Below are 12,728 nucleotides of genomic sequence, written 5' to 3'. Positions count from 1 at the left end.
TATCTATGCCTACATCATCTCTTTTCACCATTCCCAATTCTTGGGAGGCAGACAAAACAGGCAAATCTGGATGATTTTTATCAGATACCGATTGAAAAATCTTATCTGACTTCCGCTGTTCCCAAGCAGGGGCATTTTTGAATTCTGGGAAGCGTAATTGTGGGATTCGCTCCTTGTTTTTCTCTTTTTCCACGTTCTTTCCTCTTTTTTTCTTAATTTGACTTTGTTAAAATTTTCATCACATCTGTAAAAAGACACCGGTTGTTTATATAAAATTTTTTAGTTGTCGAATCTTAGCCTTCCAACTAACTCTTGCAACAAAAACGGCTCAGCACTGGTACGCTTGGAATTTTCCAGAGGCGGAGCTAAGCCGTAATCCTAGCTCTATTCTACGTTTATTTCGATTATTTGTCAATTTCATCTCTCTGTCAAATCGTCCGCCAGCTGGTAAATGGCTTGACGCAGGCTATTCCGGTATTTGATTTTTGAGAGAGTTTGAACAGCGTCATCACTAGCCATGACTTTATAATTGCTGCTGGCTTGGGTCACAATATCTTGTATCTGCCCTGTATCATCCAGATCTTGCTGCCCAAAGCGGTGACGGCTAAACAACTGACGCATTTGACTGCTAGTGATAACATCCGTAATTCCCCACTTCAAACGAAAATCAAGCAGCGTCCGGTCGAGACTAATAGTACTCGCCTCCTGAATAATACTCTTGCTATCATCTTCATTCAATTTAGCGGGATAGTGGAACTCACTGCCAGCCGGAGGGAAGTGTCCTTTGATAATCATATCTGCTGCATCCATAATCTGTTGAGCATAGCTCCGATCGTCCAAACCATTGGCAAACTGATTGATTTTTTCCTGTGTTGCTTCTGCCTCTTCGATCCGACCTTCGTGTACCTGATTCAAGAGGGCTTCTACCAATTCTGTCAGATAGTCGTAGTCAACCTTCACATCCTTGATATGCGTCATCCTCAGCTCAATCTGATAGAAAGGAATTTTCTTTGCTTTAGAAAGGTGCGTCTTGAGCTCATTTGTCAAAACAGTTGTCAGCATTACTTCCTGCGTGCTTGTCATGCCCAAAGCTTCAATGAGAGCATCCGGGTTATCATAGTCGAAACCTTCTACTACATCACTATCTGGATTATAATCATATTGCTTCAATTTAGCAATGCCAGCATTATAATTCTGAAGCAACTCCAACATTTTTTCCTTTTTCTTTTCAGAAGGTGGAAGTTGGGTGAAAGATTCCGTCATCTCTGACAGAGTTTGAACGATTTGCTTCACTTTGTTAAACAGTTCTCTAAACTCTGGCGCAGTAATGCCATCTTCCTTATTTTGCTCGTGGAGTTCTTTGTCTGATAATTTGGCAGAATCCTTGTTGGCGTAGATAGCCAATGCCTTATTCATCAGCTTTTCATTCTGAGCAGGCCAGCGATAATTCACCACGCGCCCCCATGGTTTTTCCTGCATGTCTGAGACACGATTCGTTCGTGAATATGCCTGTATTAGCCCAGCGCCTTTCAATGTGCGATCGACATATAGTGTATTGAGCTCTGGAGCATCAAATCCCGTCAGAAGCTGATCAATCACGATAACAAGATCTAGAAACTGTCCATCTGCGGCCGTTTTATTCAATCGTGAAGTGACATCTTCTGTGTAGCCTGAGACGTTGTCTAAACCAAATTTAGTGTCAAAAGTAGCATTATAAACCTGCATAGCTTCATGTAGCCCTTTATTGGTAGCTACCATGCTATCATTGTTAGAAGCATTAAGGCTGAATGTGACTGCCACTTTCAAAGTTTGACTCTCTTTTCCAGCTTCAATCAACTTTTGATTAACCCGCTGAAACTCTCTAAAATACATCATCGCCATTGGCGTGCTGGCCTTGTTGCCACCGACATGAGTAGTCAAGAGAGCATTGTATTTCCCGTCATTGGAGCGATTACGCCAGTTAGCAAAAATATCCTTTACAACTTCTTTCACATGGTCTTCATTTTCGTCATAAAAGCTGGGTTCCACGGCATCATCCATATCTTCTTGCGAAAGATTGGCGATTTTTTCCTGAATCTGCTCCTCGGACCACTTTGGATAGCGTTCCCGATAGAAGGCTGGTAGGTAATTTTCCTTCATTTCTTCTTCGCTAATGGTGGTCTCAAAGTCGACTTTAAATCCTAATACATTGCGATCCGCAATCGCCTCACGGATGGTGTAGGCATGCAGTAGTCTGCCAAAAACATCCTCTGTCCGCACTTCTTTTCCCATATCGTCAAACATCGGTGTCCCCGTGTAGCCAACCCAGGCTGCTCGCTTAAAGGCCTTTTGAATATCTGAGAAAGAGCTGCCACCGGTTGACCGGTGTGCTTCATCTACTATAAAAACTATATTTTTCTCAGGTGATTTAAAGGACTTACGATTGATGAGTGTGTTCAGTTTTTGAATCGATGTGATAACGATACCATTCTCTTTTGATTTTAACTTTCGGCTTAAATCAGTTGTATTTTTTGTATCAAAGATTTTACCATCGTCTTTTTCACCCGCTCCATCTGGATCATAGGCTTGATAATTTTCGGTTGTCTGATTGGTAAGAGCAATCCGGTCTACGACAAAGACAACCTTATCAATCTTGGGCATACGGCTAGCTAGCCACGCTGTTTTAAAGCTGGTAATGGTCTTCCCAGATCCCGTCGTATGCCAGATATAGCCCACTTTATTGGTACCCATTTCAAAATCAACTTTTTTTAGTCCTTCGATGACTTCTTGAGTAGCATAGACCTGATAGGGGCGCATGACTTTTAGCATCTGTTTGTTTTTGGTTCCATCCAAAATCATATAATTGGTCGCCATCTGGTGCGCCATCGGTATAGAGAGCATGGAGTCTGCAAACTCTTTCCAATTCCGAACAATACTATTGTCACTTTTACGCTGCCAGTTAAAAGCAAAATCCTTGTTAAACTTATCTGCAGTTGTGTTCGCCATGTACTTGACATTATTTGGTGTAATGGCAACTAAAATTTGTACAGTTGAAAAAATATCGCGATATTGATTTTCTTCAATATACTGGTGCATTTGGTTGAGTGCTTCATTGACATCATGAGTATCCTTTTTTTCTTCGATCTGGATAATTGGCAAGCCGTTGATCAGAAGCGTTGTATCAAAACGACGATCCTGCTTTCCAGCAATAACTGCAGGCCGCTCAATCTGACTGACTATCTGATAAATGGTGTCACCTGCCCCAATCTGTCTTTGGTCAAAGACAGTCAAAAATATATGCTGTCCGTCATCTGAGTCAATCCCAATCTCTGAAATGCCATTCAGCCCATACAAAAACTGACCTGCCATATATGGCGTGTGGAGATCTGAGATAATCGCTTTTACTTGAGCAAACTCAGTCGGGCTAAGTGGACGTTGCAATCTTTGATAATTGTGCTGCTCCAGTATCTTCTTGAAATTCTCCCAGAGCGCTTCCGTCGTTTTAATGGACGGTTCATAAGTCCATAATTTGGTTTTCGTCACATAATCTGCTAGACGATCATGAACTGTCGAATCACTTGTATCTTGAACGATCGTACCTGTCGACAAATATTCAATAAGTTCTTTCTCAAATTGCGCTTCTTTCATGGCTGCTTGCCTCCTTCAGTTGAAATAGCAATCGTTTCGTTTTGAGTTCTATTAGGTGTTTTTGAAGTGCTTCTAAATGAAGTTGTTTTAAATAGAGTTTTCCTATTAAAGATTGACGCTCAATAGTCGGTAATGCTGGCAATCGTAACTCTCTTACTTGTTTTACTGTGTATTTTAATGTTGAAGAACCTTGTAAACTCAACTGAAATTGATGTTTAATGTTCAAATCTTCATTTAAAAGATAGACGATATAACTTGGTATGACAGGAGTATCTACAACTAATCTAAGATAGTTCTGAGTAATTAGAAAACCTGCGTGATTCTTCCCGACAATTGTCGCTTTCCCGGATATTAAACTAAACACAATATCTCCTTCTGCAACTGTCAAAACAGGATCAAAGGTCCGAATGCTCTTTGTTTCACTCTGATTCATTTCTATTTGGGATAAATCACTTTCCAGCTCATTTTGTCCGTAGAAAAAATAGAGGGGAGCAGCCTTATCTACAGTTTCTTTAATTCTAAATTGAGGAGATCCACTTTCAAATGTGATGAATTCTGTCACTCTTACCATAAAATCGTGCCTTTCTGAAATTACTATATCCATCGTTACAAAATTATTCTACCACTAATCAAAAATTTGTCAAGTGTTTTTTGTAATTTTAAAAAACTACAAAATAAACAAATTGAAATAGGGCATATCTACTCCGAGATTAGCCATTAGCGATATAAGGATTTGAGAAATGAAAAAGCCCAACTCAATCAAAATAAAAAGTTAGGCTTTTTCTTGGTACTATTGTATTGTAAAATAAGATGATTAGTTAAAATACTTGCCCTTTATATACAGACCTATCACCAAAATATTTTCTAATAGAAATATCAAATATGATTAATTTAACATATTTGTTTGGAAATAACAATGCAATAATTGGTAAGATAAAATAGCTAGCAAGAACAAATAGAGTAAATTTTGGAGTTAACATTAGATAACCTTTCAAAAATTATAATAAAGCATTCTTTACATCAGATTACTTACATATATAATAATCTTCCTCAAGCGAAAATCAAGCAATTATACCCAATTGTTATTAAAATGTTATCTGAATGAAAACCAACATAGTTATTTTCTGAAATCAAACGAAAATCCTGTTTTCATTTTCTCCCCAGAAATCCTAAAAAGAGATCTACTGTGCTGGCTTCTTGATGATTAAAGAAAAGGCTGGTTTGGGTATCCATACTTGCAATCTTTGCCATATCTTCTGCACTGAGTTCAAAGTCAAAAACATCAATATTTTCCTTCATTCGCTCAAAACGTGAAGACTTAGTCAAGCAAACAATTCCCCGTTGAACTTGCTAGCGAACCATGACTTGTGCAGTGGATTTACCATGTTTATCAGCAATACTTTTGAGAATTGGATTGTTGAAAATGTCACCACGACCTTCTGCAAAAGTAGCCCAAGATTCAATTTGCACCTTATTTTTTATCATATTTTCTTGTGCGAATATCTGTTGATTCAGTGGGTGAGTTTCCACTTGATTGACTTGTGGTGTAATCTCATTGAAAGCTACAATGTCGCTGAGACGATCTGGATAGAAATTAGACACACCAATCGCTCGAAGTTTTCCTTCTTTGTAAAGTTTTTCCAAAGCACGGTAGGCACCATAATAGTCACCAAAAGGTTGGTGGAGCAACATAAGATCCAGATAATCTAACTCCATTCTGTCAAGAGATTCTAAAACCGAGGCATAAGCCTTGTCGTATCCATAGTTGGATAGCCAGACTTTACTAGTGATGAAAAACTCTTTGCGGTCAATCCCAGACTCTCGAATCGCCTCACCTACTTCCTGTTCATTGGCATAGGCTTGAGCAGTATCAAAATGACGATAACCTGCCTTGATAGCATTTAGTACAGCTCTTTTGGTATCTTTGGGAGCAATTTGGTACACTCCAAAACCTAAAATTGGAATTTCTACACCGTTGTTTAAGGTTATATTTTGCATGTAATTTCCTCTTTTCACAATTTTTATTATAAGTATAACGCTCTTTTCAGAAAAAGTACAATAGCAAAATTGCAGAGTGGTATGCAAAAAATGAATAGCAAATTATCGTCCGATTCATAATTTATAACAACAAAAAGAGGAGATTAGGATAGATGACCATGATTGTGTCAGCAGCCCTAGGCGTCTGTCCTACTCCTTCTCAATTTCTTTGATTTCGCTGGTTTTGTCTATCTACAAGGCGCTCTTGAACTAAGAAGACAACCTCATCATTGGTTGGCAAGTCCGAGTGCTGGGCATCCGCACCTGTGACTGTGGTTTCAGTATAGTGCGCCGCTTGTCCTTGATAAATATATTTCCCTGCACTCACGCTCGTATCTGGTACCAATTCGTCTGAATCATAAGTAATGGTTCCTGTAACAGAATACATAGCTAAAGTGGTCGGAATATTTTCACGATTTTTAATAAAATCAGCTAACATCTCAGTTTTATTGTTGATATTGGTTTCAGTAAAGTTATAAGGCGTCCCGATTGTCATCAACTTCTTCAATTCCACATCATAGCTGCCGAGGTAATTTTCAATAAAAGCTGTGTAAATTAAACCACCGTTTGAGTGACCCAAGCCCTTAAAATTATTGAAATTGTATTTTCCTTGGAGATTTTCAAAGGCAGCGTCAACCATTTTGGCCTGTTTTTTGATGTTACTATAGCCATCTTTATTATTTTCAAAACCAATTACAATGATTGGCTCGTTATCATTCGCTGCGATAGATCCGCTATATGTAATTCGTCCGTCATTCCAGACCTTAACTTTGAGCAAGCTATGCTTCACGCCACGACGTCTTTGATTGAGCTTTTGAACCAAGCCGTCAAAGCGGTTCTCCGTAGCAGAACTACCTGGTATCATAATGATTGGCGACATCCGAGCATTATAAAATTTAGCAATTTGATCAATGTTTTTTCTCGTCCAACTATAAGAGGGAACTGCTAGTCCTATCAAAAAAATTAGAACAATTAGTAACACTATTTTTACCTTTTTAGTCATGTTCGCCTCCTTTCTAATCCATTTGTCTGAGTTTCTCATGAATCCGGTCATTAAATCTCACAAAAGGGATATAAATGAGAATATCGATAATAAAAATGAAAATTCCTACTGCTAATGCTCGCAAACTTCCGCCTGTCCCAATAAAAGCATAAAGTACACTTGGCGCTCCGCTAGGAACTGGATAGACAGCCGGAGGCATTATTCTAAAGTATAGAAAAATACTAGCTACAAAGACATTCAGCATTGGTACGAGGATAAAAGGGATTAAAAATAGAAAGTTGAAAAATATAGGAATCCCAACCATAAAGGCTACACCATGGTTAAAAAGGGAAGGGAAAATACTTTTCAAACTCACATCTCGGTCTTTGTCGCTCCGAGATTTCCAGAGAATAGCTACGAGAAGAGCTAAAACTCCGCCCAGTCCTGAAAACGTTCCATAAGCATCATACAGATTGGTCGTTGAAAAGAGATAAGGTACCCCTGTTGTAGTATGATGTTTCAAAGCATAATTGAGATTATCCAAGACAAAGGAGTCATTGATAAATGGCAGGTTATTAAATGGATTACTATTTCCAATCCAAGCACTAAAAGTCCGTAAGGCGGTATTCATTTCAATGACAAAGATATTGTTTCTATTGACAATTAAGCCTGACAAAAAATTTGCAATTGTTGAAAAAACATTGTGTCGATTGCCCAGATTAATGAGAAAACTAACCAAGACAGCCAGAGCAAACGAGCAAAAGATAGGGCGCAACGTTTTAGGGTAATAAATAAAATGCTCATCTACAATGTGGTCATCATTCGGACTTGAAAATCGAAAAATTTGTCCCACCACATAACCAATCAATATCGCAACAATTAGATTGATATTGACAGGAAGATTGATTTTCGTCAAAGCGCCGTCATTTAAAACCACCGAAAATAATTCGCGCGAATTAACTAATAAGCTAAAAATAAAGGCTGTAATCCCAGCTGTCCCCGTACTACGACCATAATAACCAGCTGTGTATTTTGCACTAAAATAAGTCGCTAATGGTCCTGCCAATCCCCCTATCAGATAGGTGAAATTTGTCGTAACTAAGCTAATAGTTGAAAAATGAGGAAACCAAGAGCGAACGCTGAATAGGTTGTTAATATAACCATTTACTGAAAAAACCGACTCTGACAAAACCATTGTTGTCGTTGTTAGCAAGAAAAAAGGAAAGAGCGATACCAATGTTTCTTGTGTAATTTTAATGAAACTCATTTGCCGAAAGGCAATCATTTTTTTTATTAAGTATTGATCTATACGACTTTTTCTGGTTAATTTATTGAACATCATAGCTTGATTGTAGCATAGTTGAGACGACAATTCAATTAGACTAAGTAAAAATAACATGCTAAATATTTTGATGAATAACCATAGCAAATATTCAATAGTTTGTAAGTTAAATCTAAAAAAGCTCAGATGAAAATCCAAGCCTTAAAATATTTAAACTTACCCTAATTTTCTTGTAAGATATTTCTGTGATTGTGCGGAAAGAGCACTGATAATCGTTCCCACAGCCCCAGCACCTGTGAACAATAATAGCAAACCAAGATTTGTCCAATAAGAAATATGTACTTCATTGCCATTTAAGATATAATTTGTCAGATAAGTAAAAGCGGTAAAAACATCTGCTCTTTCTGCTTTTGCAAGCTGAATTGCATAGTCAAATTGGTGCGCAACCAACATCATGATAAGCATAAAAACAACACTAATCGCGATACCAACTTTAGACAACTTTTTACCTAACAATTCGTACCCTTTTACTGTACAAACTCCCATGACAATTCCTGAGACAACAGCTACATAACCAAGTTGAGCAATCACTAAGGTAACAATTCCCCCTATCAAGCTTCCCAGAAATGCCCCTACTGTACCTGCTAAGATACTTTCTTTTTGATGATCATAAGCTTGATTGGCGATAGACAAATCCGAACTTAATTCCTGAAAGGCTTCTGGTGAAAGAAGCAACAAATTTCCTCCTACCTGATAAACATCCACTTGCCCTGCTTTTCCGGTCTGCTCGCAAACATTCGTCAGATTTCTTTCTTTCAAGAACGCGATAATGTCTTGTAATCCCTGACGAATATGTTCACGTGTTTTTCCTTTAGTCATACCAGTTTTAATATAAAAAGTTGCTTTATATAAATTAACCTGATAAGTTTTCAAAGCCTTAGAAGATTTCGTCAATTCTTTGAATTCTTCCAAAGATGGTAATGCTTCACCATTTTTTACCGAACAACAAATACAGTATTGATTTTTTTGATTCGTTTGTTCAATATAGAAAGTATAACCATCTTTTTGACCAAAAATAACAGATGAAGTCTCATCAAATTGCAACCCTAACTCATCCGCAAGCGCCTGCAAATCAAGTTTATTCATAACCGTGCTCCTTTATATATTCTTTATTTATTATAGCATACATTTGAATAAATAGACAAGAGGAGATTTTTTGTAAAAATATTAAAAGAGGTTAGGACAAAAATTCCCAACCTAAAAAGTACACTATGTAATAAATCAACGACGCAGCGACTGATTGCTCAAAGTACTGCCTTGAGGTGGCAGATAGAGCTTTCCAAGCGGGTTCACTTTTCAAGCTCGGAAGAGCCACTTTTGGCGAAAACTTCGTTTTCCTTATCTGCCATCTCAATAGTTGCTCAGACTATTGAGCAACCTTACGAAGGTAGGATTACGAACTAAATTTTCGTTTCATTAGTTCTGTTCCACCCTCTTCACTCTCTTCTCATTTTTCTACTCGAACGCCTCGGCAATCAACCTGAAGCTCAAAAACTTGTCCTTTAAATTGTTGATCTTCTATTTTCTCTTTTATCATATTCGACTGGTCTTTTGGTGCTAGAACCATCACAGTAGGTCCTGCTCCTGATAGATAAGTCGCATACGCACCGTTTTTCTTTGCTAGCATCTTGATTTTTGGAAATTCCTTAATCAAACCTTGGCGAAAATGCTCATGAAAACGGTCGGACTCAATAGCACGTCCCGCTGTTACCATATCGCCCTTCATTAAAGCGGCAATAGCCACATTCGCTACAGAGCTTGCAGTGACAGCTTCACGATAAGATAAACCTTTTGGAAGAACGCCACGGCTGTCTTTAGTACGCAATTCATAATTTGGAACATAGGCAATAAAGCTTACTTCTGGAAATTCCGTCACTACAGTTGAAACTTTCTCGTTTAAATAACTAGAAATCGTCAAATTACCATAAATAGCAGGTGCTACATTATCTGGATGTCCTTCAATTTTCGTCGCAAGATTCAATTTTTCAGCATTTGACAACTGCAAATTTGCCAATTGATTTGCAAGTTCAATTCCTGCAACAATAACGGAACTAGAAGAACCCAGACCACGCGCTAAAGGAATATCACTTGTCATTTTTAAATGATGAGGTTGAATAGCTGGAGCAATTCTGCGCGCCACTTTAATCAATAAATTGCGTTCATTTGAAGGAATACACCGCTCCAAATCATGCTCAATCAGCCAACGGTCGCTTTCTCCCAAAACTTCAATGGTTAGATATTTACTGACAGCTACACCAACCGAGTCAAATCCCGGACCAATATTCGCGCTCGTTGCAGGTACAATAATTTTCATTTTATTCTCCTAATACTTTGAAGGTGTTCAATAATTTAAAATCAGAAGTTGCCTGCAATTTTCGAGTGACATTTTCTAGCTGCGTTTTGTTGACAGCATGGGTAATAATCACAACACGCGCAGTATTTCCGTCTGTTCCTTGTTGCAGAATTTGCTTAAAGGAGACATTTTCAGCATTAAAAATTTCTGCTAAGCGTAAAACTTGTCCTTTCGCATCAGGTGCTAATATCGAAAAGTAATACGGGCTCTTACGATCTTCTGGTTTAGCCAGAACTAATTCACGCTGAAACTCATTAAAGGCTTTTCCAACAGTTCCTTCGTTAATCCGTCGAACAATCCGAATAATATCTGCGACAACACTTGTTGCAGTGGGTTTTTGTCCCGCACCTGGACCGTAATACATCGACTCACCAATACCGATAGAGTCTACAAAGATTGCATTCATCACGCCATTCACACTAGCAAGAGGATGAGTTTTTGGTAAAAAGGTCGGTGTGACTTCTGCAGCGAGACCTGATTCCGTTTCTTCAATGGAACCAACTAATTTGACAACATAGCCTAATTGCTGCGCAACTGCTACATCTTCTGGTGTAATATTGCGAATGCCTTGGTGGGCGACATCTTCAAATTTAACCGTCATTCCAAAGGCGAATTGACTCAAAATAACCATTTTATATGCAGCATCAATCCCATCCACATCATTGGTTGGGTCACTTTCTGCAAATCCAAGTCGTTGTGCTTCAGCAAGTGCCGCCTCATAAGACCAGCCCTCTTCTACCATTTTGGTCATCATGAAGTTGGATGTCCCATTGACCACACCAAGAATACGTGTAATTTTATCAGAAGCTAGGGAATTAACAAGCGTGCGTAAAATCGGAATTCCTCCCGCTACTGCCGCTTCATAGTAAAGAGCCACCTTGTGTTTTGCAGCAATCTCAAGCAACTCAGCGCCATGAACTGCCAGCAAGTCTTTATTTGCAGTGACAACATGTTTACCTGCTTCTAACGCTTGAGTGATGAAAGTTTTTGCAGGTTCAATACGCCCCATCAATTCAACGACAATCGTTACTTCATTATCATTTACAATTTCATCAATCGTCGTGACAAAATTAAAATGATTTCCTGCTGCTAACAAGCGTTCTTTTTCAGCATCACCTTTTACCAATACTTTCGCAATTTCAATTTCTGAATGAGCTGCTTGCACAATCTTTTCACTATTTTCTTTCAATAAAAATGGAACACCACTAGCAACTGTCCCAAAACCAAGTAAAGCAATTTTAATAGACATGACTACTCCTTGAGATTTTATGCTTTTTATTATAGCAAATAAACTTGTTTTTTTCTAGTAAGCAAACTTCAGGATTTTTATAAAAATAATAGAAATCTATTTTAAAAAATTGTGAACGGTTAGTCAGAAATATGGTAAAATATACATAGTGATTTAAAAGTAAAAGGAGTTCCACATAATGGGAAAACATTCTGGTAATCGTTCTGTACGAAATCGTATTCGTAAGAGGAGACAACGGCGTGCTATTATAAGCTTCATCTTATTGGTTGTTCTAGTGATTGCAGGAACATTTATGTGGAAACGCTCTGGAACAAATCTGGCTAATAACCATACAAGAACTGCCACTTCACAAGTGAGCAAATCTTCTACTTCTCAAGCAACTACTAAAGAAACATCTGGATCTAGTGAAAAAGTAAGCAAAGTGAAATGGATAAGGCAAGATCAGCCTGTTAAATTCCCTATTTTGATGTACCATGCGATTCACAATATGGATCCTTCTGAAGCAGCAAATGCTGGTTTGATTGTCTCGCCTGAAACGTTTGAAAGTCATTTGAAAGCTCTAAAAGACGCTGGCTATTATACTCTCACGCCAAAGGAAGCCTATAAAGTTTTGACTGAAAATGTCCTTCCGAAAAATAAAAAAGTCGTTTGGTTGACCTTTGATGATAGTTTGAGAGATTTTTACACCAATGCTTTCCCACTTCTTCAAAAATACCAAATGCGGGCAACCAATAATGTCATTACTGGTTTTGTCGAAAATGGACGCGAGGATATGCTGACGCTTGAGCAAATCAAGGAAATGAAGCAAAAGGGAATGTCTTTTGAAGATCATACCGTTAATCATCCAGATTTATCCCTTGCAAATGCTGAAACACAAACGACAGAATTGCAAGTTTCTAAGCAATATCTAGACAGCAACCTGTCACAAAACACAACGACGGTTGCTTATCCTTCTGGACGTTATAGTGAAACAACGACACAGATTGCTGAAAGCCTCGGCTATAAAATGGGGTTAACAACCAACAATGGACTAGCTTCTCTTAATGACGGACTTCTAACCCTCAACCGTGTCCGTGTCAATCCAACCACAACTGCCCAAGACTTATTAAATGAAATTGCGACAAATTAAAGAATAGGA

General features: G+C 38.2%; 8 protein-coding genes and 2 pseudogenes. 1 reads left to right on the top strand and 9 read right to left on the bottom strand.

Features of this window, described 5'->3' with window-relative positions; all coding sequences use genetic code 11:
• The 9 genes and pseudogenes from IYQ91_RS04600 to IYQ91_RS04560 form a co-directional block, all read right to left on the bottom strand.
• Positions 1-193, bottom strand: a pseudogene (locus tag IYQ91_RS04600) (restriction endonuclease subunit S); the annotation flags it as partial.
• A 224-nt stretch (positions 194-417) separates the two neighbouring features.
• Entirely contained in the window at positions 418-3,627 is a 3,210-nt protein-coding gene (locus IYQ91_RS04595) for a type I restriction endonuclease subunit R (RefSeq protein ID WP_195673208.1), read from the bottom strand.
• On the bottom strand, positions 3,608-4,231 hold the full coding sequence (locus IYQ91_RS04590; RefSeq protein ID WP_229311665.1) for a restriction endonuclease subunit M: 624 nt from the start codon (positions 4,229-4,231) through the stop codon (positions 3,608-3,610). The genes IYQ91_RS04595 and IYQ91_RS04590 overlap by 20 nt, the downstream gene beginning before the upstream one ends.
• Positions 4,232-4,776: 545 nt before the next feature.
• Positions 4,777-5,625 (bottom strand): annotated as a pseudogene (locus IYQ91_RS04585) (aldo/keto reductase).
• A 199-nt stretch (positions 5,626-5,824) separates the two neighbouring features.
• On the bottom strand, positions 5,825-6,667 hold the full coding sequence (locus IYQ91_RS04580; RefSeq protein ID WP_195673207.1) for an alpha/beta hydrolase: 843 nt from the start codon (positions 6,665-6,667) through the stop codon (positions 5,825-5,827).
• Positions 6,668-6,680: 13 nt separating this feature from the next.
• A complete protein-coding gene (locus IYQ91_RS04575) occupies positions 6,681-7,988 on the bottom strand; it encodes a PTS sugar transporter subunit IIC (RefSeq protein ID WP_195673214.1) in 1,308 nt (435 codons plus the stop codon).
• 156 nt (positions 7,989-8,144) lie between these two features.
• Complete coding sequence (locus IYQ91_RS04570) at positions 8,145-9,074, bottom strand: hypothetical protein (RefSeq protein ID WP_021001753.1); 930 nt, start codon at positions 9,072-9,074, stop codon at positions 8,145-8,147.
• 361 nt (positions 9,075-9,435) lie between these two features.
• A complete protein-coding gene (thrB, locus tag IYQ91_RS04565; RefSeq protein WP_195673206.1) occupies positions 9,436-10,302 on the bottom strand; it encodes a homoserine kinase in 867 nt (288 codons plus the stop codon).
• Position 10,303: 1 nt separating this feature from the next.
• Positions 10,304-11,590, bottom strand: coding sequence for a homoserine dehydrogenase (locus IYQ91_RS04560; RefSeq protein WP_003042394.1), 1,287 nt, complete (start codon positions 11,588-11,590; stop codon positions 10,304-10,306).
• A gap of 178 nt (positions 11,591-11,768) precedes the next feature.
• Here IYQ91_RS04560 and IYQ91_RS04555 point away from each other — a divergent pair, with 178 nt between their 5' ends.
• Entirely contained in the window at positions 11,769-12,719 is a 951-nt protein-coding gene (locus IYQ91_RS04555) for a polysaccharide deacetylase family protein (RefSeq protein WP_195673205.1), read from the top strand.
• The last annotated feature ends 9 nt before the right edge of the window (positions 12,720-12,728 follow it).

Source organism: Streptococcus sp. HF-2466 (assembly GCF_015594645.1).
Lineage (GTDB): Bacteria > Bacillota > Bacilli > Lactobacillales > Streptococcaceae > Streptococcus > Streptococcus anginosus.
The sequence above is the reverse complement of the archived record's forward strand: the minus strand, read 5'-3'. Positions and strand labels throughout refer to the sequence as shown.